Annotated in this window: 22 protein-coding genes; 10 read left to right on the top strand and 12 right to left on the bottom strand. The window is 72.0% G+C overall.

Annotated elements, in window-relative coordinates; genetic code table 11:
* Positions 1-102: 102 nt before the first annotated feature.
* Positions 103-1,599 carry a diaminobutyrate--2-oxoglutarate transaminase family protein gene (locus ACFV46_RS28330; RefSeq protein WP_385500333.1) on the bottom strand — a complete coding sequence of 499 codons (1,497 nt, stop codon included), beginning with the start codon at positions 1,597-1,599 and terminating at the stop codon, positions 103-105.
* 484 nt (positions 1,600-2,083) lie between these two features.
* Here ACFV46_RS28330 and ACFV46_RS28325 point away from each other — a divergent pair, with 484 nt between their 5' ends.
* Positions 2,084-3,307 (top strand): trypsin-like serine peptidase, encoded by a 1,224-nt coding sequence (locus ACFV46_RS28325; protein WP_385500332.1) that lies wholly within the window; start codon positions 2,084-2,086, stop codon positions 3,305-3,307.
* A 66-nt stretch (positions 3,308-3,373) separates the two neighbouring features.
* Here ACFV46_RS28325 and hflX read toward each other — a convergent pair whose 3' ends face one another.
* From hflX to miaA, 6 genes are all read right to left on the bottom strand, one after another.
* Positions 3,374-4,867: a GTPase HflX gene (gene hflX, locus ACFV46_RS28320; RefSeq protein WP_361927427.1), complete on the bottom strand. Its 1,494-nt coding sequence runs from the start codon at positions 4,865-4,867 to the stop codon at positions 3,374-3,376.
* Positions 4,868-5,054: 187 nt separating this feature from the next.
* The gene (locus ACFV46_RS28315) at positions 5,055-6,641 is read right to left on the bottom strand and encodes a M1 family metallopeptidase (protein ID WP_385500330.1); all 1,587 of its coding nucleotides are present in this window, start codon (positions 6,639-6,641) and stop codon (positions 5,055-5,057) included.
* A gap of 167 nt (positions 6,642-6,808) precedes the next feature.
* Complete coding sequence (locus tag ACFV46_RS28310; protein ID WP_385500329.1) at positions 6,809-8,992, bottom strand: RelA/SpoT family protein; 2,184 nt, start codon at positions 8,990-8,992, stop codon at positions 6,809-6,811.
* A gap of 298 nt (positions 8,993-9,290) precedes the next feature.
* Positions 9,291-10,160, bottom strand: coding sequence for a diaminopimelate epimerase (gene dapF, locus ACFV46_RS28305; RefSeq protein WP_385500328.1), 870 nt, complete (start codon positions 10,158-10,160; stop codon positions 9,291-9,293).
* A gap of 60 nt (positions 10,161-10,220) precedes the next feature.
* Entirely contained in the window at positions 10,221-10,730 is a 510-nt protein-coding gene (locus ACFV46_RS28300) for a hypothetical protein (protein WP_361927742.1), read from the bottom strand.
* A gap of 108 nt (positions 10,731-10,838) precedes the next feature.
* Positions 10,839-11,777: a tRNA (adenosine(37)-N6)-dimethylallyltransferase MiaA gene (miaA, locus tag ACFV46_RS28295; RefSeq protein WP_361927417.1), complete on the bottom strand. Its 939-nt coding sequence runs from the start codon at positions 11,775-11,777 to the stop codon at positions 10,839-10,841.
* A 182-nt stretch (positions 11,778-11,959) separates the two neighbouring features.
* On the opposite strand from miaA, the gene ACFV46_RS28290 reads away from it, so the two are divergent.
* Together ACFV46_RS28290 and ACFV46_RS28285 are read left to right on the top strand one after the other, a co-directional pair.
* Positions 11,960-12,226, top strand: a complete 267-nt coding sequence (locus tag ACFV46_RS28290) for a hypothetical protein (RefSeq protein ID WP_385500326.1) — start codon at positions 11,960-11,962, stop codon at positions 12,224-12,226.
* A gap of 24 nt (positions 12,227-12,250) precedes the next feature.
* Positions 12,251-12,520 carry an antitoxin gene (locus ACFV46_RS28285; protein ID WP_361927411.1) on the top strand — a complete coding sequence of 90 codons (270 nt, stop codon included), beginning with the start codon at positions 12,251-12,253 and terminating at the stop codon, positions 12,518-12,520.
* A gap of 69 nt (positions 12,521-12,589) precedes the next feature.
* On the opposite strand, the gene ACFV46_RS28280 is transcribed toward ACFV46_RS28285, so the two are convergent.
* The 3 genes from ACFV46_RS28280 to ACFV46_RS28270 all read right to left on the bottom strand — a co-directional run bounded on the left by ACFV46_RS28280 (position 12,590) and on the right by ACFV46_RS28270 (position 15,531).
* Positions 12,590-13,300, bottom strand: coding sequence for a class III extradiol dioxygenase subunit B-like domain-containing protein (locus ACFV46_RS28280; protein ID WP_385500325.1), 711 nt, complete (start codon positions 13,298-13,300; stop codon positions 12,590-12,592).
* A gap of 56 nt (positions 13,301-13,356) precedes the next feature.
* Positions 13,357-14,871 (bottom strand): tRNA (N6-isopentenyl adenosine(37)-C2)-methylthiotransferase MiaB, encoded by a 1,515-nt coding sequence (gene miaB, locus ACFV46_RS28275; protein ID WP_086865798.1) that lies wholly within the window; start codon positions 14,869-14,871, stop codon positions 13,357-13,359.
* Between the two features lie 258 nt (positions 14,872-15,129).
* A complete protein-coding gene (locus tag ACFV46_RS28270) occupies positions 15,130-15,531 on the bottom strand; it encodes a MazG nucleotide pyrophosphohydrolase domain-containing protein (RefSeq protein WP_376730061.1) in 402 nt (133 codons plus the stop codon).
* Between the two features lie 94 nt (positions 15,532-15,625).
* Here ACFV46_RS28270 and ACFV46_RS28265 point away from each other — a divergent pair, with 94 nt between their 5' ends.
* Positions 15,626-16,621: a TAXI family TRAP transporter solute-binding subunit gene (locus tag ACFV46_RS28265; protein WP_385500323.1), complete on the top strand. Its 996-nt coding sequence runs from the start codon at positions 15,626-15,628 to the stop codon at positions 16,619-16,621.
* Between the two features lie 19 nt (positions 16,622-16,640).
* Here ACFV46_RS28265 and ACFV46_RS28260 read toward each other — a convergent pair whose 3' ends face one another.
* Positions 16,641-18,032, bottom strand: a complete 1,392-nt coding sequence (locus ACFV46_RS28260) for a sensor histidine kinase (RefSeq protein ID WP_385500322.1) — start codon at positions 18,030-18,032, stop codon at positions 16,641-16,643.
* A gap of 9 nt (positions 18,033-18,041) precedes the next feature.
* Positions 18,042-18,728 (bottom strand): response regulator transcription factor, encoded by a 687-nt coding sequence (locus tag ACFV46_RS28255; RefSeq protein ID WP_361927395.1) that lies wholly within the window; start codon positions 18,726-18,728, stop codon positions 18,042-18,044.
* A gap of 284 nt (positions 18,729-19,012) precedes the next feature.
* Here ACFV46_RS28255 and ACFV46_RS28250 point away from each other — a divergent pair, with 284 nt between their 5' ends.
* From ACFV46_RS28250 to ACFV46_RS28225, 6 genes are all read left to right on the top strand, one after another.
* Positions 19,013-19,789: an amino acid ABC transporter ATP-binding protein gene (locus ACFV46_RS28250; protein WP_055622141.1), complete on the top strand. Its 777-nt coding sequence runs from the start codon at positions 19,013-19,015 to the stop codon at positions 19,787-19,789.
* 88 nt (positions 19,790-19,877) lie between these two features.
* Positions 19,878-20,720, top strand: coding sequence for a glutamate ABC transporter substrate-binding protein (locus tag ACFV46_RS28245; protein WP_385500320.1), 843 nt, complete (start codon positions 19,878-19,880; stop codon positions 20,718-20,720).
* A 96-nt stretch (positions 20,721-20,816) separates the two neighbouring features.
* Entirely contained in the window at positions 20,817-21,491 is a 675-nt protein-coding gene (locus ACFV46_RS28240; RefSeq protein ID WP_385500318.1) for an amino acid ABC transporter permease, read from the top strand.
* Positions 21,488-22,390: an amino acid ABC transporter permease gene (locus ACFV46_RS28235; RefSeq protein WP_385500317.1), complete on the top strand. Its 903-nt coding sequence runs from the start codon at positions 21,488-21,490 to the stop codon at positions 22,388-22,390. Before ACFV46_RS28240 ends, ACFV46_RS28235 begins: the two co-directional genes overlap by 4 nt.
* Positions 22,391-22,629: 239 nt before the next feature.
* Positions 22,630-24,294 carry an FAD-dependent monooxygenase gene (locus tag ACFV46_RS28230; RefSeq protein WP_385500315.1) on the top strand — a complete coding sequence of 555 codons (1,665 nt, stop codon included), beginning with the start codon at positions 22,630-22,632 and terminating at the stop codon, positions 24,292-24,294.
* Positions 24,263-24,505, top strand: a complete 243-nt coding sequence (locus tag ACFV46_RS28225) for a putative leader peptide (protein ID WP_361927385.1) — start codon at positions 24,263-24,265, stop codon at positions 24,503-24,505. Before ACFV46_RS28230 ends, ACFV46_RS28225 begins: the two co-directional genes overlap by 32 nt.
* Positions 24,506-24,528: the final 23 nt, after the last annotated feature.

Below are 24,528 nucleotides of genomic sequence, written 5' to 3'. Positions count from 1 at the left end.
GTGGCTGGGGCGGCCCTGTGGTGGGGGCCGCCGCCGGGGGTGGGTGCCGTGTGAGGTGGGGGCCGGTGTGCCGGTGGCCTCACACGGCGGGGAGGCGGGGTGCTACGGGGTACGGGGGCGGGCGGGCGTCCTCAGTCGGCGTGCGAGGACGTCGCCCTGCCGTCCTGGAGCGGAAGGCCGCCGGTCCGCCCGGTCGCCGGACACGGCGTCCACCGCGTCGGCGAGCCGGTCGAGCACCGCAGCCGCCTGCTCGTCGGTGACGGTCAGGGGCGGAAGCAGCCGTACGACACTGGAGTGGCGTCCGCCGAGTTCGACGATCAGCCCGCGGCGCAGGCACTCCCGCTGGACGGCGGCGGCGAGGGCGGGGGCGGCGGGCCGGGGCTGTTCCTCCGGTGAGCGGGCGGTCGCCGCGAGGGTGACGGTCCGCTCGCGGCCGCTCACGGCCGGGGCCTGCGGATCCACCACCTCGACGCCCAGCATCAGCCCCCTCCCCCGCACGTCCCCGAGGCACGCGTGCTCCCCCGCCAGCCGGCGCAGCTGACGCAGCATGTGCGCGCCCAGGTCGGCGGCCCGCTCGGCGAGCCGGTTCTCCCGGACGTACGCGAGGGTCGCCGTACCGGCGGCCATGGCGAGCTGGTTGCCGCGGAACGTTCCGGCGTGGGCGCCCGGCTGCCAGGCGTCGAGTTCCTCGCGGTAGACGATCACCGCCAGGGGCAGGCTGCCGCCGATGGCCTTGGACAGGACCATGACGTCGGGGGTGACCCCGCTGTGCTCCACGGCCCAGAAGGCTCCGGTGCGTCCGACGCCGGTCTGCACCTCGTCGGCGATCAGCGGGATGGAACGGTCGGCGGTGATCCGGCGCATGCGCCGCAGCCAGGTGTCCGGCGCGGGAAGGACACCGCCCTCCCCCTGGACGGGTTCGAGGATCATCCCGGCCGGGTCGGGCACGCCCGACTTGGGGTCGTCGAGGACGGACTCGGTCCAGCGGGCGGCGAGTTCGGCGCCGTGTTCCCCGCCGACGCCGAAGGGGCAGCGGTAGTCCTGCGGGAACGGCAGGCGCGCGACCCGTAGGTCGCGGGCGCCCCCGGAGGCGGCGAGCGCCCCGCTGGTCATCCCGTGGTAGGCGCCGCTGAAGGCGAGGATGCCGTCGCGTCCGGTGGCGGCCCGGACGAGGGTGAAGGCGGCCTCGACCGCGTCGGTGCCGGCCGGTCCGCAGAACTGCACGCGCGCGCGGCCCGCGAGACCGGGCGGCAGCGTGTGGAACAGCTCGGTGACGAAGGCGTCCTTGACCGGGGTGGCGAGGTCCAGGACGTGCAGGGGCGCCCCGGAGTCCAGGACCCCGCGGATGGCCTCCAGGACCACGGGGTGGTTGTGCCCGAGGGCGAGGGTGCCGGCGCCGGACAGGCAGTCGAGGTAACGGCGGCCGTCCGCGCCCTCGATGGTCATGCCCCGGGCCCGGACCGGCACGATCGGCAGAGCGCGGGCGTAGGTGCGGGCCGCGGACTCGCGGGCCGACTGCCGCCGCAGGATCCCCTCGTGCGCGCTGCGCGCGTCCTCGGTCCCGGGCGATCCCCCGCGCACGGATTCGGTTACGGCCATGGCTCCCTGTCCTCCCGCTGTCCAGGGGCGAGCGGGTCTTGCGTGTCCTCGCCCGTCCCGACATACGCAGCCCCGCGAGCGTCCACTCGAAACTGCGGGGAACCGGGGACCGGGGACCGCGCACGCACGGCCGGCCCCCACCGCTAAAAAGAGCGGGACACGCACCGGGTTACGGGTTGCCGCACAATCTCCGCCCGGTGGAGCCCCGAAGAGGCGTTCCCCGCGCGTGGCGGCGGCGGCCCCGACGCCGTTCCGGCGCTGTGACCTGCCCGGCTCGGCGGGCTGTGGCTGAACCGTTGCCGTTCCGTCGGAACTCGCCCACAGCGACCGCATAGTGTGTGGTGCCGTTCCACCGAGCCGCGGGCCGTACGCGCACGCCGTGTGGCGGACGATCGGCCCGCTGGCCGGACGAGTTGATCGGACAGCGGCCGGCGCACGTATGCGACAGCGGCACAAGTACCGTCACCTCAGGGGGAGTCACACCATGCGATCCATACGGCCGTCGTTCACCGCCCGCAGGGAGAAGAGCGCGCGCCGCGGTGTCTCCCCGCTGCCGGTGGTGGCGCTCGCCGCCGCCCTGGCCCTCACCGTCACCGCCTGTCAGTCCGGGGACGCCGACGCCGGCGGCGCGGCGACCGCGTCCGCGGCGGCCGGAGCCGGGGGCGAAGGCAAGATCACGATCCCGGACGACATCAGGGACACGCTCCGCGAGCACGGGATCGACATCGACAAGTGGCGGGACGGGGACTGGAAGAACTGGGACCGGGACGACTGGCTGCGCGAGGCCAAGGACTACATCAACCCGATCATCAAGGACCTCTGGAACCCGGACCGCATGCGGGACGCCGAGGACCCGGACCGGGGGGTCGACGAGAACGACCTGTCGGGCGACCAGGGCGTGACCGACCCGACGCCGGACCCGGTGGACGCGCAGGCGGTGGCGCCCCGCTACCACGCGAGCGTGCCGGAGGCGGGCAAGGTGTTCTTCGACTCCCCCGAGGGCACGATGGTGTGCTCGGCGACCGTGGTGAAGGACCCCGCGCACCCCGGGAAGTCCAACATGGTGTGGACGGCGGGCCATTGTGTGCACGCCGGCAGGAGCGGCGGCTGGTACCGGAACATCGCGTTCGTGCCGTCGTACAACGACGCGGGCCGCAGCGAGGCCGAGTTGGAGGGTGTCGCCAGGTCGGAGGTCGCCCCGTACGGCATCTGGTGGGCCGACTGGGCGCAGACCTCGAACCAGTGGATCGCGCAGGGCGGCCCGACCGGCGGTGACGGTGCCCCGTACGACTTCGCCGTGCTGCATGTGAAGCCGGAGAACGGGGGCGGCAAGTCCCTGGAGGAGACGGTCGGTTCCGCTCTGCCGGTGGAGTTCGACGCCCCCGCCGTACCGAAGGTGAAGAGCATCGAGGCGATCGGCTACCCGGCCGCCGCTCCGTACGACGGGCAGAAGCTGTACCGGTGCCAGGACCGGCCGGGCCGGCTGTCGCTGCGGGCGTCGGACCCGACGATGTACCGCATCGGCTGCACCATGACGGGTGGTTCGTCGGGTGGTGGCTGGGTCGCGACCGGCAACGACGGCAAGCCGGCCCTGGTGTCCAACACCTCGATCGGCCCGGTCGAGTCGGGCTGGCTGGCGGGCCCGCGGCTGGGCAAGGAGGCCGAGACCGTCTTCGACGGGGTCAGCGACAAGTTCGCCGGGCGCTGACCGGCACGCGAAAAGGCCCGCTCCCCCGAGGGGAGCGGGCCTTCCGTCTGTCCCGTGCCGGACGGCTCAGCCGGCCGGTGTCGGCATGTACGGCGCCAGATCCGCCGCCAGCTCCTCGTGCACCCGCACCTTGAGCAGCGTGCCCTCCGGGGTGTGCTCCTCGGAGATCACCTCGCCCTCGGCATGCGCGCGGGCGACGAGCTTGCCGTGGGTGTACGGCACGAGTGCCTCGACCTCGACGGACGGGCGGGGCAGCTCGTTGTCGATGAGGGCGAGCAGCTCGGCGATGCCCTGGCCGGTGCGGGCCGAGACGGCGAGGGAGCGCTTCTCGATCCGCAGCAGCCGCTGGAGCGTCAGCGGGTCGGCCGCGTCCGCCTTGTTGATCACGACGATCTCGGGCACGCCGGTGGCACCGACGTCCCTGATCACCTCGCGCACGGCGGCCAGCTGCTCCTCCGGGTTCGGATGCGAGCCGTCGACCACGTGCAGGATCAGGTCGGAGTCGCCGACCTCCTCCATCGTGGAGCGGAACGCCTCGACCAGGTGGTGCGGCAGGTGCCGGACGAAGCCGACGGTGTCGGCCAGCGTGTACAGCCGTCCGCTCGGGGTCTCGGCCCGGCGCACGGTCGGGTCCAGGGTCGCGAACAGGGCGTTCTCGACCAGGACGCCCGCGCCGGTGAGGCGGTTGAGCAGGGAGGACTTGCCGGCGTTGGTGTAGCCCGCGATCGCGACCGAGGGCACCTTGTTGCGTCGGCGGGACTGGCGCTGGATGTCGCGGCCGGTCTTCATCTCCGCGATCTCCCGGCGCATCTTCGCCATCTTCTCGCGGATCCGCCGCCGGTCGGTCTCGATCTTGGTCTCACCGGGACCACGGGTGGCGAGGCCGCCGCCCTTGCCGCCGCCCATCTGCCGGGACAGCGACTGACCCCAGCCGCGCAGCCGCGGCAGCATGTACTGCATCTGCGCGAGCGCGACCTGCGCCTTGCCCTCGCGGGACTTGGCGTGCTGGGCGAAGATGTCGAGGATCAGGGCCGTACGGTCGATGACCTTGACCTTGACGACGTCCTCGAGGTGGATGAGCTGGCCCGGGCTGAGCTCACCGTCGCAGATGACGGTGTCGGCGCCGGTGTCCAGGACGATGTCCCGCAGCTCCTGCGCCTTGCCGGAGCCGATGTAGGTGGCGGCGTCGGGCTTGTCGCGGCGCTGGATCACGCCGTCGAGCACGAGGGCGCCCGCGGTCTCCGCGAGGGCGGCGAGCTCCGCGAGGGAGTTCTCCGCGTCCTGCACGGTGCCCGAGGTCCAGACGCCCACGAGGACGACGCGCTCCAGGCGGAGCTGGCGGTACTCGACCTCGGTGACGTCCTCGAGCTCGGTGGAGAGGCCCGCGACGCGGCGCAGGGCCGCGCGGTCGGAGCGGTCGAACTGGTCGCCGTCCCGGTCTCCGTCGATCTCGTGGCTCCAGGCGACGTCCTCTTCCATCAGGGCATCGGCCCGAAGACCGTCGGGGTAGGTGTGCGCGAGGCGCTTCGAGTCCTGGGAAAAGGAAGAAGAGGAGGTCATTGGGTCCTTACGTCGTTGGGGATTCCGTGGTGCGGCGACGGGGCGGCGGCCGGACGTCACACTCGGTGGTGCGTCGGAGAGCTGTTCCGTCACTGGTCACAACGCACGGGTACCCCGGGAGATTCCCGTGGCCCGTGCCGCGCCGACCGGACGATGGTCGCACGGCACGGGCCGTCTCGTCACCGGCTTATCGCATGCCCGGTCTCCCGGCCTTCGCGTGGGCGCCCGCCCCCTGTGCGGCGGCCGGCCTGCCCTTGGCCGCGGGCTTGGCGGGGTCGGCGGCCTTCCAGTCGGGCCGGCCGGGCATCGGCGGGGTCTTCTCGCCGTACAGCCAGGCGTGCAGGAAGCCCTTCAGGTGCCGTCCGGAGACCTCCTCGGCGAGGGCGACGAAGTCCGCGGTGGAGGCGGAACCGTCGCGGTTGCGGCTCACCCAGGCGCGCTCCAGCCGGTCGAACGCGGAGGCGCCGATCTCCTGGCGCAGCGCGTACAGGACGAGGGCGGCGCCGTCGTACACGTTGGGGCGGAAGATGCTGATCTTCTTGCCCGGGTCGGGTGCCTTCGGGGCCGCGGGCGGTCCGCCCGCGGCGCGCCAGCCGTCGGAGGCAGCGTAGGCGGCCTTCATCCGCGCCTCCATCGGGCGGTCCGCCTTCTCGGCCGCGTACAGGGCCTCGTACCAGGTGGCGTGGCCCTCGCTGAGCCACAGGTCGGACCAGGTGCGCGGACTGACGCTGTCGCCGAACCACTGGTGCGCCAGCTCGTGCACCATGATCGACTCGACGTACCACTTGGGGAAGGCGGGCTGGGTGAACAGGTCCCTCTCGAAGAGGGACAGCGTCTGTGTCTCCAGTTCGAAACCGGTGCTGGCGTGCGCCATGAGCAGGCCGTACGTCTCGAACGGGTAGCGGCCGACCTTGCCCTCCAGCCAGGCGATCTGGCCGGGTGTCTTCTTCAGCCAGGGTTCGAGCAGCTTCGCGTCCTTGGTGGGCACGACGTCCCGGACGGGCAGGCCGTGCGGTCCGGTGCGGTGCAGCACCTTGGAACGGCCGATGGACACCTGGGCGAGCTCGGTGGCCATGGGGTGCCGGGTGCGGTACGTCCAGGTGGTCGACTTCGCCGCCCGGTCGACGTCGGTCCGCAGACCGTTGGCCACGGCGGTGTAGCCGTTCGGCGCGGTGACCCGGATGGTGAACATCGCCTTGTCGGAGGGGTGGTCGTTGCACGGGAAGACGACGTGCGCGGCGTCGGCCTGGTTGGCCATGGCGAGGCCGTCGGCGGTGCGCACCCAGCCGCCCTCGCGCTTCTGCCCGTACACGGGGTCGCTGCCGTGCCGCACGGTGATCCTCATCCAGCTGCCCTCGGGCACCTCCTCGGCGGGGGTGACCACGAGGTCCTCGCCCGCCTTCCGGAAGGTGGCGGGCTCGCCGTCGACGACGACCGAGTCGACCTTGCCGTGCGCGAAGTCCAGGTTGACGCGCTTCAGGTCGGCGGTCGTCCGGGCGTCGATGGTGGTGACGGCCTTGAGGGGCTTGTCGTTGGCGCCGGAGTAGGTGAAGGAGAGGTCGTACGACGCCACGTCGTAGCCGGGGTTGCCCAGGTGGGGGTAGAGCCGGTCGCCGACGCCGAGCGGGGTGGCGGGGGCGCTCGCGGCGAGCAGGCAGAGGGAGACGGCGGGGATGAGCAGGGCGGGCACCTTGAGGCGCCGACGGGGTCCGGATCGGGGGCGAGGAGCGCCAGGGGCCGGTCGCTGAGCCTCGCTGCGGGAGGAGAGCAGCATGGACCACGGCTATCAGCGCGCGGCGACGGGACGTGGACGGCGCGCGACCGCCCCACCCGAACGGGTGGCCCGCGCTCTCCTCGGGCCCGCTGCCCCGGCCCCAGGTCGGCTGTCCCTCGGGCCCGCTGTCTTCTCAGGCCCGCTGTCTTCTCAGGCCCGCTGTCTCCTCAGGCCCGCTGGGCCGGGGCGTGCGCCCGGCTGACGTCGTACACGCCCGCGACCTCGCGCATGGCGCGCATCAGGCCGGGGAGCCGGCCCGCGTCGGGCAGCTCGACGGTGTAGGTGTGGCGGACGCGCTGCTGGGTCGGCGGCTCCACGGTCGCCGAGACGATCTCCGCGCCTTCCTGCGCCATCACCTCGGTCAGGTCCGCCAGCAGATGCGGACGGACGAACGATTCGGCGACCAGGGTGACCCGGCACTCCGCGGTGTCCCCCCAGCGCACGCCGACCTCCGCGCGCCGGGCGCCCCGCATCCGCGCCACCGCGGAGCATCCGGCGCGGTGGACGGTGACCGCTCCCCCGCGCACGGCGAACCCGGTGATCTCGTCGGGCGGTACGGGCGTACAGCACCCGGCGAGACGGACGGCGGCGCCGGGCCGGTCGGCCAGGACACCGGCGGCGGCGGGACGGCCGCCGGGCCCCTCGGCGCCGGGCCGGAACGCGGGACCGCTCGGGCTCCCGGCTCCTTCGGCGGGCTGCCGGAAGGGCGCGCCCTGCTCGCCTTCCCCGGGACCGGACTCGCCCGGCGCGGGATGAGAGGCGAGCCACCGCTGGATGGCGATGCGGGCGCCGGGCGTGTGCGCGTGCTCCAGCCACTCGCGGGACGGCTCGGAGGCCGGGTCCTGCCCCATGAGGAGCTGCACGCTGTCGCCGTCGCGCAGGACGGTGCTGAGGGTGGCCAGCCGGCCGTTGACGCGTGCGCCGATGCAGGCGTGCGCGTCCTCGCCGTACTGGGCGTAGGCGGCGTCCACGCAGGTGGCGCCCTCGGGCAGGCCCAGGGAGCCGCCGTCGGGGCGGAAGACGGTGATCTCGCGGTCCTGGGCGAGGTCCTCCCGCAGGGTCGACCAGAACGTGTCGGGGTCGGGTGCGGCCTCCTGCCAGTCCAGCAGGCGGGAGAGCCAGCCGGGGCGGGTCGGGTCGGCGCGCTCGCCGTCGCCGGCCGCGGTCTGCTCCTCCGCGGGGCCGGCGTAGGGGTTGCCGAGCGCGACCACTCCGGCCTCGGCGACCTTGTGCATCTGGTGGGTGCGGATGAGGACCTCGGCGACCTGTCCGTCCTCACGGGCCACCGCGGTGTGCAGCGACTGGTACAGGTTGAACTTGGGGACGGCGATGAAGTCCTTGAACTCCGAGACCACCGGGGTCATACAGGTGTGCAGTTCGCCGAGGACGCCGTAGCAGTCCGCGTCCTCGTTCACCAGGACGAGCAGCCGCCCGAAGTCGGCGCCGCGCAGCCGGCCGCGTTTTCGGGAGACGCGGTGCACGGAGACGAAGTGCCGGGGCCTGATGAGGACTTCGGCCGGGATGCCGGCCTCGCGCAGGACCGTGCGCATCTCGTCGGCCATCTCGGTGAGCGGGTCGTCGGCGCGGGCGGCGTTGCCGGCGATCAGCTCCCGGGTGTGCTCGTACTCCTCGGGGTGCAGGATCGCGAAGACCAGGTCCTCCAGCTCGGTCTTGAGCGCCTGGACGCCGAGCCGCTCGGCGAGCGGGATGAGGACGTCACGGGTGACCTTGGCGATACGGGCCTGTTTCTCGGGCCGCATCACGCCGAGGGTGCGCATGTTGTGCAGCCGGTCGGCGAGTTTGATCGACATCACGCGTACGTCGTTGCCGGTGGCGACGAGCATCTTGCGGAACGTCTCGGGTTCCGCGGCGGCGCCGTAGTCGACCTTCTCCAGTTTGGTGACGCCGTCGACGAGGAAGCGGACCTCCTCGCCGAACTGCTCGCCGACCTGGTCGAGCGTCACGTCGGTGTCCTCGACGGTGTCGTGGAGCAGCGAGGCGGTCAACGTCGTGGTCTCGGCGCCGAGTTCGGCGAGGATGAGGGTCACCGCGAGCGGGTGGGTGATGTACGGCTCGCCGCTCTTGCGCATCTGGCCGCGGTGCGAGGACTCGGCGAGCACATAGGCGCGGCGCAGCGGTTCGAGGTCGGCGTCGGGGTGGTGGGCCCGGTGCGCGTCCACGACGTGGCCGATGGCGTCGGGCAGCCGGCCGCGCGCGGTGGGGCCGAGCAGCGCGGCCCGGCCGAGGCGGCGCAGGTCGATGCGGGCGCGGGACTTCCTGCGGGGCACGGCGGGCGTCACGGCGCCCGATACCGGGCCTGGCGTCGCGGAATTCGTGGCCTCCGCACTCATGGGCACCTCCGGCTGCGTGGACCGGCGGACGGGGTTCCCCATGACGGACTCGGCACAGGGGATGGCGACTTCTCCCCGTCCGGGCCGGTGCTTGATGCTACCGAGCCCATCACGCGCTTCCGACCGCCTCCGGCCGAGCGTGAAACGGATCACCCATTCGAGCGAGGCTGCGCAGGTTTACGGTTTGCGCCATCCTGACGGGGCGGGTGCGCGCCGTCGAACGCGGCGGGACGGCGCTTCCCCGGGAACGGCGGGAGCGCGGGCCGCCCGGCCCGGACACCGGAGCGACCGGAACGCCTCAGCGGCCGAACGATTCCAGCCATTCCACGTCGATCTCGCCCTCGGCCACGATCACGGCGGGGCCGGTCATCTCGATCTCGCCGTCCGGCCGCTCGGTGATGACCAGGGTGCCGCCGGGGACGTCGACGGTGTACGTCGCCGGGGCGCCGGTGACGGCCGGGTCGGCGTCGTCACGGCGGGCGGTGGCCACGGCGACCGCGCAGGCGCCGGTGCCGCAGGAGCGGGTCTCGCCGGAGCCCCGCTCGTGGACGCGCATCGCCACGTGCCGGGGACCGCGGTCCACGACGAACTCGACGTTGACGCCGTCGGGGTAGGCGGTGGCCGGGCTGAAGGGCGGCGCCTCGGTCAGCGAACCGGCGTCCGCGAGGTCGTCGACGAAGGCCACGGCGTGCGGGTTGCCCATGTTGACGTTGCGGGCGGGCCAGCTGCGGTCGCCGACGCTGACGGTGACGTCTCCCTCGGGGAGGCGGGCCCTGCCCATGCCGACGGTGATGCCGCCGTCCTTGTCGATGTGCACCGTCTTCACACCGCCGCGGGTGGCCACCGCGAGGTCGCCCTCGCCGGTGCGCCCGGCGCGCTGGAGGTAGCGGGCGAAGACCCGCACGCCGTTGCCGCACATCTCCGCGACCGAGCCGTCGGCGTTGCGGTAGTCCATGAACCACTCGGCCTCGGCCGCCAGGTGCCGGGCCTCGGGGTGGGCCGCGGAGCGCACGACGTGCAGCAGGCCGTCGCCGCCGATGCCCGCGCGGCGGTCGCACAGGGCGGCGACGGCGGCCGGGGGCAGCTCGATGACGTTCTCCGGGTCGGGGACGATCACGAAGTCGTTCTCGGTGCCGTGACCCTTGAGGAAGGCGATCCGCGTGCTCATTCCTCGATCGTACGGCGCGGGTCCGGCATCCCGTACGGCGGTGGCGGCGCGGGGCCCCGCTCAGCGCAGGCGTGCCACGCGCCAGACGGCCAGTGCGACGATCGCCGCGAGCAGCAGGCAGTACGCCCCGACGACGCGCCAGTCCGGTCTGCGGCCGGAGCCGCGCGGCGGCAGGCCGGGCCAGGTGTAGCCCACGCGGCGGGCGGCCATCATGCCCCAGCCGCCCGCGCAGAGGCAGATCAGCAGCCCCAGCATGGCGATCACGGCACCGCTGTCGCCGAAGTCGAAGGCGAGCGGGAAGGCGAACATCAGGGAGCCGAGCGCGGCCAGGCCCACGATGGGCGCGAGCTGCCACAGGCGCAGCCTGCGCTGCGGGCGGAGCTCGACCTCGACCTCGGGGCCGCCGGTGTACATCTCCTCGGGCGTGGGACCGTCGTCGGTCACACCGCCGTCGGCGTCGGCGTCGTCGGTCACGTCCGGGTCCAGCCGGTCGGCGTCGGGCTCCCGCTCACCGGTGCCGGTGATGCGGTTCCCCGTGCCTTGTGCGGTGTCGCGAGGGCCGGCCTCCATCGCCACGCGCCCTCCCAACTCGGACTCCACTTGGTCGATCGAAGCTCGATGATGGCACGGTGACGCAGGCCCGGATGACGACCGGAGCGTCCCGATGCCATGACGTGATCAGGCTGTGACCGGTCGTTCGACCAACGCCAGGGCCAGCTGCGGAAGTTCTGTGACATCTGCCGCAGCCCCACTCAGCCAGTGCACCCGCGGGTCGCGTCTGAACCATGAATCCTGACGGCGCGCGAAGCGTTTGGTGGCCCGGACGGTCTCCGCGCGGGCTTCGTCGAGGGTGCACTCCCCGGCGAGCGCGGCGAGCACCTGCTGGTAGCCGAGCGCGCGCGAGGCCGTACGCCCCTCGCGCAACCCTTTCGCCTCCAGTGCGCGCACCTCGTCGACGAGCCCGGCGTCCCACATGCGGTCGACGCGGCGGGCGATGCGCTCGTCGAGCTCGGGGCGGGCGACGTCGACGCCGATCTGGACGGTGTCGTACACGAAGTCGTGGCCGGGCAGGTTGGCGGTGAAGGGCCGGCCGGTGATCTCGATGACCTCCAGGGCCCGGACGATCCGGCGGCCGTTGCCGGGGAGGATCGCCTGGGCGGCGTCGGGGTCGGCGGCGGCCAGGCGCGCGTGCAGCGCTCCGGAGCCGCGCAGGGCCAGCTCCTCCTCCAGCCGGGCCCGGACCTCGGGGTCGGTGCCGGGGAACTCGAGGTTGTCGACGGCGCCCCGGACGTAGAGTCCCGATCCGCCGACCAGGACGGGCCAGCGTCCCTCGGCGAGCAGGGCGTCGATACGCGCGCGGGCGAGGCGCTGGTACTCGGCGACGGAGGCGGTGACCGTGACGTCCCAGATGTCCAGCAGGTGGTGCGGGACGCCCTGGCGCTCCTCGGGCGTCAGCTTGGCGGTGCCGATGTCCATCCCCCGGTAGAGCTGCATGGAGTCGGCGTTGACGACTTCGCCGCCGAGTCGCTGCGCCAGGAAGACGCCCAGATCGGACTTTCCGGCCGCGGTGGGTCCGACGACGGCGATGACGCGCGGGGAGGAGGGTGCACTGCTCACCGCCCCAGTCTCGCAAACCTCGAGGGGTGGTCTCGAACGAGTTACGTGACGGTCCGTGTGCGGGGTCGTTGCCTGTTGCGAGGTTTTCGCCGCCGATTCGGTGGGGGCGGCGACCCGGGGGCGCAAACGGACGCACCGGACGACGCGGGATTTCGCCCGCACGAGTACCGTATGGAGTGGATATGGGCGTTTTCGCACGGATTTTTGGCAGGTCGAAGGTCTCGGAGGAGGCGTCGTCCGCCGAGGCCGAGGCCGGTACGGAGACGGCCGAGCCTGCGGCTGAGGCGGCGGAGCCCTCGGGTCCGTCGGGCGCCGAGGTGGAGGAGACGGCCCCCGCGGCGGCCGCCGACACCGAGGGGACCGGCACCGACGACGGCGTCGAGATCCCCAAGCAGCAGTCCGCCGACGAGGCCGCCGACAGCGAGACCGGTGAGGGCGCCCGCAGGTAACTGCCCCGCGCGGGAAGGTGAAGCATGGGTCTGATGGACAACCTGAAAGCCAGGATCGCCCCGGCCAAGGACAAGGTCTCCGACTTCGCACAGCGGCACGAGGACAAGGTGCACCACGGCCTCGACAAGGCCGCCAAGGTCGTCGACGAGCGGACCAAGGGCAAGTACACCGACAAGATCCACTCGGGGACGGGCAAGGCACACGGAGCCATGGGCCGCCTCGCGCACAAGGACGACGGTCCGGCGACGGGCGGGGGCACACCACCGCCGGACGCCCCGCCGCCGACCACCTGACCGGCACCTTCACGGACGGCCGCGGCCTTCGGGCGCGCGGCCGTTCGCCGTGCCCGGCCGGACCGGCCTCTACGACCAGGTGGCGACCAGGTAGCCGACGCCGTACGGCGCGTCCTCGTACAGCAGGGCACCCGCCAGGTCCGCCTCCTCGGCGGCGCCCGCCAGGACCTGCCACGGGGCCCGGCCCGACACCTGCAGCTCCCGGGCCAGCGCGATGTCCAGTTCCTTGAGGGCGGACACGTCGGCCGAACCCAGCGCCCGCGCGACGGACGCGTCGAAGGGCGCCGCCCGCTCGTCCAGATAGCCGGGCGCCTTCAGCGTGCGGCAGGCGCTGGCGTCTCCCATCACCAGCAGCGCCACCCGGCCGGCCCGGGCGGCGAGTTCCCTCCCCGTCCGGATACACCGCTCGGCGCTCGTCGGTTCCCCCACGCCGAGTCCCTCGATCGGGGCGTCCGGCCGGCCGGTGCGCTCCAGCAGCCAGGCGGCGACGGCCAGGGACGGCGGAAGCACGCCCTGGGGCTCCGCTCCGTCGGCTCCCGCACCCAGGCGTACGCCGACGTCCACACCGAAGCCCCGGAAGTCACCCGGCGTGCCCTGCGGGCTCGTCCCGGTCTCCTCGGCGGGCCCGACCACCACCAGCAGGTCCGGCCGGGCGGCGGCGAGCACCCCGAGCGCGTCCGCGCACGCGGCCCGCGCGGCGTCCAGCTCGGGGGCGGCGCCCGCCGCGACCTCGGGCACGAGGAGGGGCGGGCACGGGCAGACTGCGGCGGCGACAAGCATGATCGGCAGCCTACTGCGGCGCCTCACGGCTGCCCGGGACGGCTCCCTCGGCGCCGTCAGTCGATCGCGCAGCCCGAGGTGGCCACCGGCAGCGGCTCGGGCACGCCCACCTTGGGCAGGCCCAGCAGCACACCGGCCGGCTTGGCCTGCTCGGCGGCGTTGCGCTTCTCCCAGGCGTCGCCCGCGCGCGTACGGCGCACGTCGAGGACGGGGCCCTCGGCGAGGAGGTGGTGCGGGGCGGCGTAGGTGATCTCGACGGTCACCACGTCACCGGGGCGGACCTCCTGGTCCGGCTTGGTGAAGTGCACGAGGCGGTTGTCGGGGGCGCGGCCGGAGAGGCGGTGCGTGGCGTCGTCCTTGCGGCCCTCGCCCTCGGCGACCATCAGCTCCAGGGTGCGGCCGACCTGCTTCTTGTTCTCCTCCCAGGAGATCTCCTCCTGGAGGGCGACCAGCCGCTCGTACCGCTCCTGGACGACCTTCTTGGGGATCTGGCCGTCCATCGTGGCCGCCGGGGTGCCGGGGCGCTTGGAGTACTGGAACGTGAACGCCTGCGCGAAGCGCGCCTCGCGCACCACGTGCAGCGTCTGCTCGAAGTCCTCCTCGGTCTCGCCGGGGAAGCCCACGATGATGTCGGTGGTGATCGCGGCGTGCGGGATGGCGGCGCGGACCTTCTCGATGATGCCGAGGTAGCGCTCCTGGCGGTAGGAGCGGCGCATCGCCTTGAGGACGGTGTCCGAGCCGGACTGGAGCGGCATGTGCAGCTGCGGCATCACGTTCGGCGTCTCGGCCATGGCGGCGATCACGTCGTCGGTGAAGTCGCGCGGGTGCGGCGAGGTGAAGCGGACGCGCTCCAGGCCCTCGATGTTCCCGCAGGCCCGCAGCAGCTTGCTGAACGCCTCGCGGTCGCCGATGTCCGAGCCGTAGGCGTTGACGTTCTGCCCGAGCAGGGTGATCTCGCTGACGCCCTCGGCGACCAGCGCCTCGACCTCGGCGAGGATGTCGCCGGGGCGGCGGTCCTTCTCCTTGCCGCGCAGGGCCGGGACGATGCAGAAGGTGCAGGTGTTGTTGCAGCCGACGGAGATCGACACCCAGGCCGCGTAGGCGCTCTCGCGCCGGGTCGGCAGCGTGGAGGGGAACTCCTCCAGCGACTCGGCGATCTCGACCTGCGCCTCCTCCTGCACGCGCGCGCGTTCCAGCAGGACGGGCAGCTTGCCGATGTTGTGCGTGCCGAAGACCACGTCGACCCAGGGGGCCCGCTTGACGATGGTGTCGCGGTCCTTCTGGGCGAGGCAGCCGCCGACGGCGATCTGCATGCCCGGCCGGCTCGCCTTCTTCGGCGCGAGGTGCCCGAGGTTGCCGTACAACTTGTTGTCGGCGTTCTCACGGACCGCGCAGGTGTTGAAGACGACGACGTCGGCGTCGCCGTCGGAGCCCTCGGGCGCGCGGACGTACCCGGCGTCCTCCAGCAGACCGGACAATCGCTCGGAATCGTGGACGTTCATCTGGCACCCGTAGGTGCGTACCTCGTATGTCCTGACGCCCACTGCCTGGCTCCGGTCGCTGCTGCTCATGGGACAAGGGTATGCGGTCGTACGGCCCGCTCTCCCCGGTGTCCCGTATGCCTAGGGCGGGTCCGCGAAGTCCCGTCGTTCGCCCGTAGGGCGGGCCGAGCGGTGTCCGGTGCGTGCTCTCGGTGTGCCGGACGGGCGCCCGCGTACTGGTTGTACGCGGGTGGGCGGCCGGTGCGGCGAGTGGGGGTCCCCCCTGCTCGAAGAGCTCGGGGGAGCGTGCCGGGCGCCGGGCGGCAGGCGGGACTTTGCGGACACGACCTAGGGGGTGCCCTTCCATCCCTGGCGGCGCAGTACGGCGCCCACGTCCGGTGCCTCGTAGTGGTCGCCCTTGAGGACCTTGCCGTCGGCCCGGCGGGCGACCTGGCCGTCCGGGCCGAGCTTGGTCATGTTCGAGCGGTGGATCTCGGCCAGGACGGCGTCCAGGTCGATGCCGTGCACGAGGGCGGTGCCGTAGGCCACGTACACGACGTCCGCCAGCTCGTGCGCGAGCCGGTCGAGGGGGCCGGTGACGGAGACCTCGGCGACCTCCGCGGCCTCCTCGGCGAGCAGCTCTCCCCGGTGGGCGGCGAGCTCCGGCGCCACCTCCGTCGGGGTGGTGCGGGCGGCGAGCCCGAAGGCCAGGTGGAACTCGCGGACCAGGTCGGCGGGAGAGGGACTCATGCGGCCGACTGTAGCGACCGGCGGGCACCGGTCCGGGCCCCGTCTGTGACCCCGGCCCTGGTCAGCGGGTGCGGCGGCTGGCAGGATCGCGGCCATGTCCACAGCTCTCACCCGCATCAGCAGGCGCCGGGCCCTCCAGGGCGCGGCCGCCGGCGTCGTGGCCCTCGGGCTGCTGCTGTGGTGGATGCTGCCCCTGGGCGAGGACCCGCCGAGCGGCACGATCACGTTCAGCACGGGCACGCGCGCGGGTGTGTACCAGGAGTACGGCGAGCTGCTGCGCGAGGAGCTGGCCAATGACATGCCGCAGCTGAAGGTGCGGCTGCTGACCAGCGACGGGTCGCAGGAGAACGTCGAGCGGGTGGCGACCGGCCGGGCCGACTTCACGATCGCCGCCGCCGACGCCGTGGACACCTACCGGATCGGCGGCGAGCCGGTCATGGACCGGCTCCGCGGGGTGGCCCGCCTCTACGACGACTACGTCCAGCTCGTCGTGCCGCCCGACTCGGACATCCGTTCCGTCGCCGACCTCAAGGGCAAGCGGGTGGCCATAGGGCTGCCGGACTCCGGGGTCCGGCTGATCGCCACCCGGGTGCTGGAGGCGGCGGGCATCGACCCGGAGAAGGACATCACGCCCCGCTCGGACGGCATCGACACCGGCCCCGGGCGGCTCGGGCACGAGCTCGACGCGTTCTTCTGGTCCAGCGGGGTGCCCACGAACGGCCTGAAGAAGATCGCGGAGACGTCCTCGTTCCGGTTCGTGCCGATCGACGCCGACCTCGTCGCCAAGGTGCATGCCCAGGGCGACGCGGCCCACTTCTACCGGGCGACGAACATGCCGGAGTCGGCCTACCCCACCGTCCAGAACGGCAGCACGGTGCCGACCATCGCCGTCTCGAACCTGCTCATCACCCGCGAGGACATGGACCCCCGGCTCACCGAGTGGCTGACCCGGACCGTGATCAAGAGCCGCGACGGCATCGGCGCGCATGTGCACTCCGCGCAGCTCGTGGACCTGCGCACGGCGATCTACACGGACCCGCTGGGCCTGCACGAGGGCGCGCGGCGGTACTACCGGTCGGTGAAGCCCTAGGGCGGTTCCGGAAGCGTCGTCAGGTGGCCGGGCCGGTCCTCGGCAGGGTCACCGTCACGCGCAGGCCGTGCGGCTCGTGGTGGGCGTACGCGAGCGTGCCGCCGCCCGCCGCGAGCAGGGCCCGCGAGATCGACAGGCCGAGGCCCGAGCCCTTGACGTTCTGGTGGCGTCCGCTGCGCCAGAAGCGGTCGCCGATGCGGGCGAGCTCCTCGTCGGTGAGGCCGGGTCCGCGGTCGGCCACCTCGATCGTCGACATGTCGCCGTCGGACGCGACGGTCACCTCGACGCTCTCGTCCCGCGGAGTGAACTTCACCGCGTTGTCGATCACGGCGTCCAGCGCGCTGGACAGGGCCACCGGGTCGGCCCAGGCGGTGGTGGCCGGGCAGGTCCCGCGCAGCCGTACGCCCTTCGCCTCGGCGGTCGGCGCCCAGGCGGCGACGCGCTCGGCGGTGAGCGCGCCGATGTCGGTCAGCCGGACGTCGGCCTCGGTGTGTTCGGCGAGGGCCAGGTCGAGCAGGTCGTCGAGGACCTGGGCCAGACGCCGGCCCTCGGCCTGGACCGAGGCGATCTCCTCGTTGCCCTCGGGCAGTTCGAACGCGAGCAGTTCGATGCGCAGCAGCAGGGCGGCGAGCGGGTTGCGCAGTTGGTGGGAGGCGTCGGCGACGAAGGCACGCTGCTGTTCGAGGACGTCCTCGACGTTGTCGGCCATCTCGTTGAACGACCGCGCCAGCCGCCGCAGTTCCGGCGGTCCGCTGGCCACGGCGACCCGGGACTTCAGGCGTCCGCTCGCGATCTCGTGCGTGGTGACGTCGAGGACCCGTACCGGTCTGAGCACCCAGCCGGTCAGCCGGAGGGCGGCTCCGACGGCCACCAGCATGGCGGCGGTCAGACCGGCGCCGATGATCAGCCAGCCGTCCAGGATCCTGGACCGCATCGGCCCGGTGGGCGAGTCGGTGACCACGACGGCGACGACGTCACCGTCGCGGATCACCGGTGAGGCGACGACCAGCCGGCCGCGCTGCCAGGGCCAGACCTGCTGCGGGTCGTGGCTGCGCCGGCTGAGCAGGGACTCCTCGAAGGCGTCGCGGACCTCGCCGCTCCCGGGCAGGAACCAGGTGGCGGGCCCACTGGCCAGCGGGGTGTCGTTGGGCAGGAAGACACCGGCGCGGATGCCGTAGACCTCGTGGTAGTTCTCCAGTTCCCGGCTGAGGACGCCGAGGACGTCACGGGAGCCGGCGGTGGCGTCGGTGGCGGGCCGCGCGATGGCCGCGAAGTACGCCGTGTCGTCGATCCTGTCGACGACGACCTTCTGCTGCTGGGCGGCGGCCAGGCTCACCGCGAGCGGCACGCCGAGCGCGAGCAGCACGGCCGCCATGAGGACGATGAGCAGCGGGAGAAGCCGAGTGCGCACCCTGGCCCGCTACGCCGCCGGGGCCACGAGCCGGTACCCGACCCCGCGCACGGTCTCGATCAGCGCCGGCATCCGCAACTTGGCGCGCAGGGACGCCACATGCACCTCCAGGGTGCGTCCGGTCCCCTCCCAGCTCGTCCGCCAGACCTCGCTGATGATCTGTTCCCGGCGGAAGACGACGCCGGGGCGCTGCGCGAGGAGGGCGAGCAGGTCGAACTCCTTGCGCGTGAGCTGGACGACCGAGCCCTCCACGCTGACCTGGCGGGTGGGCAGCTCTATGTGCACGGCACCCAGGCGCAGCACGCCCTCGCCGCCGGTCGCGGCGTCCTCGGGCACGCTGCGCCGGCTGACGGCGTGGATCCGGGCGAGCAGCTCCCCGGTGTCGTACGGCTTCACCACGTAGTCGTCGGCGCCGAGGTTCAGCCCGTGGATGCGGGAGCGGACGTCGGAGCGTGCGGTCACCATGATCACCGGGGTGCTGGTGCGCTTGCGGATCTTGCCGCAGACCTCGTAGCCGTCCTGGTCGGGCAGGCCGAGGTCGAGCAGGACGACGCCGAAGCCGTTGCCCTCCGGGACCAGCGCCTGCAGGGCTTCCTCGCCGCTGCGGGCGTGCGTGACGTCGAAACCGTGCCGGGCGAGGACCGCGGACAGCGCGGCGGCGACGTGGTTGTCGTCCTCGACGAGCAGCAGTCTCATCCGTGCCTCCTTCGGTTCACCGGGCGTACGTTTCGGGGGGACAGGGGTCCGGGGGCCCCGCGCGTGCACATGGCAGTCACGCTGATGGACGAGGACGCCGTCAAGAGGGTTCCGGTTGCTCGCTGTTTCCGTTATGCAGCCGGTACGCGCACGTTGGCCGGTACTACGACGCGTGTCCGATTGCTATCGGATCGTGATGCTCAGATTCACCTCAGAACTGATGACGCAGGTCGGGAACGGTCACTACTGTCCTCCGAAACCGAGGAGGACGGAGCCTGAGAGCGATGACCGAAGTATCGGTGGCCAAGGACGACGTGGCCGCGTCCGGCGACCTTGTGGTCCTGAAAGATGTGAACAAGCACTTCGGCGCGTTGCACGTGCTCCAGGACATCGATCTGACGATCGCCCGCGGCGAGGTCGTCGTCGTCATCGGGCCCTCCGGGTCCGGCAAGTCCACCCTGTGCCGCACCATCAACCGCCTCGAGACGATCGACTCCGGCTCGATCACCATCGACGGCAAGCCGCTGCCGCAGGAGGGCAAGGAGCTGGCCCGGCTGCGCGCCGACGTCGGCATGGTCTTCCAGAGCTTCAACCTCTTCGCGCACAAGACCGTGCTCGAGAACGTGATGCTGGGGCAGATCAAGGTCCGCAAGGCGGACAAGAAGAAGGCCGAGGAGAAGGCCCGGCAGCTGCTGGACCGCGTGGGCGTGGGGACCCAGGCGGACAAGTACCCCGCGCAGCTCTCCGGCGGGCAGCAGCAGCGCGTCGCCATCGCCCGGGCCCTGGCCATGGACCCCAAGGTCATGCTCTTCGACGAGCCCACGTCGGCGCTCGACCCGGAGATGATCAACGAGGTCCTCGAGGTCATGCAGCAGCTGGCCCGCGACGGCATGACCATGATCGTGGTCACCCACGAGATGGGCTTCGCGCGCTCGGCTGCCAACCGGGTGGTCTTCATGGCCGACGGCAAGATCGTCGAGGAGGCCGTGCCCGACCAGTTCTTCAGCGCCCCGCGCAGCGACCGCGCGAAGGACTTCCTGTCCAAGATCCTGCACCACTGACGGACTGCGCCCCGCAGCCGACGCCCTGCGTCACCCGCCGGCCCGTCTTCAGGGCACGTGTCTCTTCATCACACAAAGGATGTTCACCATGAAGCTCCGCAAGGTCTCCGCCGCGGCCGCCACGGCACTCGTCCTCACCCTCACCGCCACCGCCTGCGGCGGCGACAGCGACAACGAGGGCGGGTCGGGCTCCGGTGGGGGCGACAAGATCAAGATCGGTATCAAGTACGACCAGCCTGGTCTGGGTCTGAAGGAGCCGGGCGGCAAGTTCTCCGGCTTCGACGTGGACGTCGCCACGTACGTCGCCAAGGAGCTCGGCTACAACGCCGACCAGATCGAGTTCGTCGAGACGAAGAGCGCGGACCGCGAGAACGCGCTCGCCCGTGGTGACGTCAAGATGATCGCGGCGACGTACTCGATCACCGACGAGCGCAAGGAGAAGGTGGACTTCGCCGGCCCGTACCTGCTGGCCCACCAGGACCTGCTCGTCAAGTCGGACTCCGACATCTCCGAGGCCACCGACCTCAACGGCAAGAACCTGTGCTCGGTGACCGGCTCCACCTCGGCCCAGAACGTCAAGAACGACTTCGCCCCGAAGGCCAACCTCAAGGAGACCAGCGGCTACTCCGAGTGCCTCGCCGGTCTGCAGAGCGGCTCTGTGGACGCGCTGACCACGGACGACTCGATCCTCGCCGGCTACGCCGCCCAGGCCCAGTACAAGGGCAAGTTCAAGCTCGCCGGACTGAAGCTGAGCAACGAGAACTACGGCATCGGCGTGAAGAAGGGTGACACCGAGACCCTGAACAAGATCAACGCCGCCCTGGAGAAGATGGTCAAGGACGGTGCCTGGGACAAGGCCGTCGAGGCCAACTTCGGTCCCGCCAACTACAAGAACGAGCCCGCGCCGAAGATCGGCAACATCGTCAAGTAGCGCACGGGTCCACCGGCGCGCCGCCGTCCACCGCGATCAGGGCGGCGGCGCGCCGCGCTATCCACACACGCCACCCACCCGGAAGCGCGGGAGATCGTGTTCGACTTTCTTTCTGACTACAACGACCCGACCCTGTTGGGTGCCTTCTGGATGACGGTGAAGCTCACCTTCTTCTCCGCCATCGGTTCGATGATCCTGGGCACGATCCTCGCGGCGATGCGGGTCAGCCCGGTCCCGCTCATGCGCGGGTTCGGTACCGCCTACGTGAACATCGTCCGGAACATCCCCCTGACGGTCATCATCATCTTCACCTCGCTCGGTCTCGCCGACATCTTCGGTGTGACGATGGGCGCCTCCGACTTCGCCGTCCGGGGCTTCCGCCTGGCGATCCTCGGTTTCGTCGCGTACACGGCGGCCTTCGTCTGCGAGGCGATCCGTTCCGGCATCAACACCGTGCCGATGGGGCAGGCCGAGGCGGCTCGCGCCATCGGGCTCACGTTCACGCAGACGCTTCGGCTCATCATCCTGCCGCAGGCCCTCCGGTCGGTCGTCGGCCCGCTGGCCAACGTGTTGATCGCCCTGACCAAGAACACCACGGTGGCGGCCGCGATCGGTGTCGCCGAAGCCGCCTATCTGATGAAGACCATGATCGAGAACGAAGCTGAGACGGTACTCATCGGTGCGGTCTTCGCCTTCGGTTTCGTGGTCCTGACCCTGCCCACCGGCCTGTTCCTCGGCTGGCTGAGCAAGCGACTGGCGGTGAAGCGATGAGTTCCGTTCTCTACGACGCTCCGGGGCCCCGCGCCAAGCGGCGCAACGTGGTCGTCTCGGTGATCTTCTTCGCCCTGCTCGCGCTGCTCGTCTGGTTCATATGGCACACGCTGGACGAGAAGGACCAGCTGGAGTGGGCCCTGTGGAAGCCGTTCACCCAGTCGGAGGCATGGACGACCTACCTGCTGCCCGGACTCGGCAACACGCTGAAGGCGGCGGCCCTGGCCATGGTGATCGGCCTTCCGCTGGGCGCGCTCTTTGGTATCGCACGCCTCTCCGACCATAGGTGGGTACGACTTCCGGCCGCGTGGGTGGTCGAGTTCTTCCGGGCCATCCCGGTCCTGCTGCTGATGCTGTTCGCCAACGAGTTCTACAACCGCTGGACGGACGTCAGCAGTGAGCAGCGGCCCCTGTACGCGGTCGTCACCGGCCTGGTCCTCTACAACGCATCCGTCCTCGCCGAGGTCGTACGTGCCGGCATCCTCTCCCTGCCCAAGGGGCAGTCGGAGGCCGCCATGGCGATCGGCCTGCGCAAGGGCCAGACGATGCGGACCATCCTGCTGCCACAGGCCGTCACCGCCATGCTTCCGGCCATCGTCAGCCAGCTCGTGGTCATCGTGAAGGACACGGCACTCGGTGGCGTGATGATCGGATTCACCGAACTGCTCAACTCGCGTGCGACGCTGGCGGCCTTCTACGCCAACGTCATCCCCAGCTTCGTCGTCGTGGCGATCATCTTCATCGTCCTGAACTTCGCGCTCACCAGCTTCGCGAGCTGGCTCGAGAAGCGACTGCGGCGGAGCAAGCGCAGCACGGGCGCCGTCCTCGGGGCCGAGGACATGGAGGAACTGAACCCGGCCGCCACAGGCGGGACCTTCGGGACCGGGGCAGAGCGCTAGCCGACCAACGGTGTGGCAGAGAGGGCAGTGGCTTGATCGCCGCTGCCCTCTCTGCTCTCCCGCACCCCGGAGCCCCACCTGAACCACCCCGCGTCCGATGACATGATCGCCACAGCCTTCCGTCACTTGACGCAAACACTGGCAATGGGTTGCATACGTTCTGTGATCGTGCACCCTGCTCCATCTTCTTGTTCACTCGCGTCCCTCGGGACACCGTTGCGGGCAGGGGGCGCCGCGCCGTGGACCCGGTGATCATCGTCGGCGCGGGGCCCGTCGGGCTCACCCTCGCCCTGGCACTGGCCCGTCAGGAGGTGCCCTGCGTCGTCCTCGACGAGGGCACCGGCAAGGACGAACCGCGTCTCGCCCGCACCGTCGTCCTCCAGGAGGACACCACCGCCCTCGTGGAACGCCTCACCGGCGCCCCGCTCGACGCGCTCGGCACCCGCTGGGCCGGATGGCGGTCGATGCGGCGCAAGCAGGTGACGCGCGAGGTCTCGTTCGAGGACGCCGCCGCGCGGCCCGAGGGGCACCCGAACCCGGCCCCGCTGCACATCGCCCAGCACGCCCTCACCGGCGCCCTGCGCACCGCCCTCGCCGGCGAACCGCTCGTCAAGCTCGCCGTGGACAGCCGTCTGGACGCGATGGAGCAGGAGCCCTCCGGCGTCACCGTGCACACCCGCGGCCCCCAGGGGACCTGGTGGCGCGGCAGTTACGTGGTCGGCTGCGACGGCCCGCGCTCGACCGTCCGCAAGCTCCAGGACATCCGCTTCCCCGGCCGCACCGCCGTCGAACGGCACGCCGTGGCCGCACTCCGCGTGGAACTCCCCTGGAAGGGCCACGCGTTGCTCCACCGCATGCCGCCGTGGCGGATGTCCGCCCCGTCGGCCGGCGAGATCACCGGACGCCCGCTCCCCGACGGCGTCTGGCGCCTGGACTGGCTGCTGCCACCGGGCAAGGACCTCGTCACGCCGGAACTGCTGGTCACGCACATCCGGGAGACCCTCGCCGGCTGGTGCGACGGCGCGACACCGCCGTACGACCTGCTCGACACCGGGGTGCACACCGTCCACCACCGGCTCGCCCGCCGCTGGCGCGCCGGTCGTGTCCTCCTCGCGGGCGACGCCGCCCACTGCCTGGGCACCCTCGGCACGCACGGCCTCGACGAGGGGCTGCGCGACGCCGACAACCTCGCCTGGAAGCTGGCCCCCGCCTGGCACCACGGCACGCACGAGGCGCTGCTCGACTCCTACCAGACCGAGCGGCGCACGGCCGTCGCCGCCCGGCTGCGGGCCGCCGACCAGGCGCTTCCACTCCTGCGCTCCGGCGGCGGGCTGCGGACGCTCATGCCGGGTTCGGCCCGGGGGCACGAGGCCCTGCTGATGGACGGGCATCTGGGCCAGGGCCCTGTCGGAGCGCCGGGGACGTACGCCGACTCACCGCTCGCCCCGGGCCCGCTGGAGGGCGAGGTCCCTGTCGACACGCCGCGCGGTGCTCCCGTCGCGGACGTGCGGGTCACCGCCGAGGACGGCTCCTTCGCCCGGCTCCGGGACCGGCTCGGGCGCGGTGCGCTGCTCGTCGTCCTCATCGCGCCGGGCACGGGCGTGTGGGACCGCAAGCACTGGGCGACCGCCGGCATCATGCCGCGCCTGGCCGCGGCGGTGACGGCGTTGCCGTACCGGGCCGAACTGCTGGTCGCGGAGAGCTACCCGGGCGCCGCCGCGCACTCGGTGCTGCTGGTGCGCCCCGACGGGCACCTCGTGACCGCCCTCGGCGGGGTACGGCCCGCGGATCTCTACGCGGCGGCCGAGGCCGCCCTCGGCGGACCGGCCACATCCCAGGCCCGGACACAGGCAGGGTCACAGGCCCAGGCGGGTGCGGAACGGGCCGGAGCCGCTTCCCGCTGACGCCTCGCCCCGTCGTCCTCCGCCGTGCCTGCTTCGTACACGGGAGCGGCACTCACCGTCACTGTGCGGTCCGCATAGTGACGGTGAGTTGACCGGTCCCGACCGGCGTGGTGTACTCCCGATCGTGACCGACACCTGTGTGCGCCTGTGGCGGAGGGTCCATATGGACCTCGTCCGCTATGCGGGCTGCGTGTGTCGTCCGTCCTGCTGACTTCGCCTCTTCTCCTTCCGCGT

It is taken from the genome of Streptomyces sp. NPDC059852, assembly GCF_042731455.1.
In the GTDB taxonomy this organism is placed as follows: Bacteria; Actinomycetota; Actinomycetes; order Streptomycetales; family Streptomycetaceae; genus Streptomyces.
Note: the sequence above shows the minus strand (reverse complement) of the source record. Positions and strands in the feature narration are given on the sequence as shown.

What these genes read in the sequence shown, in the direction of transcription:
- ACFV46_RS28270 (WP_376730061.1), bottom strand. Translation starts at nt 15,531, where the DNA reads ATGAGTCCCTCTCCCGCCGACCTGGTCCGCGAGTTCCACCTGGCCTTC.
- ACFV46_RS28300 (WP_361927742.1), bottom strand. Translation starts at nt 10,730, where the DNA reads ATGGAGGCCGGCCCTCGCGACACCGCACAAGGCACGGGGAACCGCATC.
- ACFV46_RS28290 (WP_385500326.1), top strand. Translation starts at nt 11,960, where the DNA reads ATGGGCGTTTTCGCACGGATTTTTGGCAGGTCGAAGGTCTCGGAGGAG.
- ACFV46_RS28330 (WP_385500333.1), bottom strand. Translation starts at nt 1,599, where the DNA reads ATGGCCGTAACCGAATCCGTGCGCGGGGGATCGCCCGGGACCGAGGAC.
- ACFV46_RS28235 (WP_385500317.1), top strand. Translation starts at nt 21,488, where the DNA reads ATGAGTTCCGTTCTCTACGACGCTCCGGGGCCCCGCGCCAAGCGGCGC.
- ACFV46_RS28325 (WP_385500332.1), top strand. Translation starts at nt 2,084, where the DNA reads ATGCGATCCATACGGCCGTCGTTCACCGCCCGCAGGGAGAAGAGCGCG.
- hflX (WP_361927427.1), bottom strand. Translation starts at nt 4,867, where the DNA reads ATGACCTCCTCTTCTTCCTTTTCCCAGGACTCGAAGCGCCTCGCGCAC.
- ACFV46_RS28310 (WP_385500329.1), bottom strand. Translation starts at nt 8,992, where the DNA reads ATGAGTGCGGAGGCCACGAATTCCGCGACGCCAGGCCCGGTATCGGGC.
- ACFV46_RS28250 (WP_055622141.1), top strand. Translation starts at nt 19,013, where the DNA reads ATGACCGAAGTATCGGTGGCCAAGGACGACGTGGCCGCGTCCGGCGAC.
- ACFV46_RS28285 (WP_361927411.1), top strand. Translation starts at nt 12,251, where the DNA reads ATGGGTCTGATGGACAACCTGAAAGCCAGGATCGCCCCGGCCAAGGAC.
- ACFV46_RS28280 (WP_385500325.1), bottom strand. Translation starts at nt 13,300, where the DNA reads ATGCTTGTCGCCGCCGCAGTCTGCCCGTGCCCGCCCCTCCTCGTGCCC.
- ACFV46_RS28265 (WP_385500323.1), top strand. Translation starts at nt 15,626, where the DNA reads ATGTCCACAGCTCTCACCCGCATCAGCAGGCGCCGGGCCCTCCAGGGC.
- ACFV46_RS28315 (WP_385500330.1), bottom strand. Translation starts at nt 6,641, where the DNA reads ATGCTGCTCTCCTCCCGCAGCGAGGCTCAGCGACCGGCCCCTGGCGCT.
- dapF (WP_385500328.1), bottom strand. Translation starts at nt 10,160, where the DNA reads ATGAGCACGCGGATCGCCTTCCTCAAGGGTCACGGCACCGAGAACGAC.
- ACFV46_RS28255 (WP_361927395.1), bottom strand. Translation starts at nt 18,728, where the DNA reads ATGAGACTGCTGCTCGTCGAGGACGACAACCACGTCGCCGCCGCGCTG.
- ACFV46_RS28245 (WP_385500320.1), top strand. Translation starts at nt 19,878, where the DNA reads ATGAAGCTCCGCAAGGTCTCCGCCGCGGCCGCCACGGCACTCGTCCTC.
- miaB (WP_086865798.1), bottom strand. Translation starts at nt 14,871, where the DNA reads ATGAGCAGCAGCGACCGGAGCCAGGCAGTGGGCGTCAGGACATACGAG.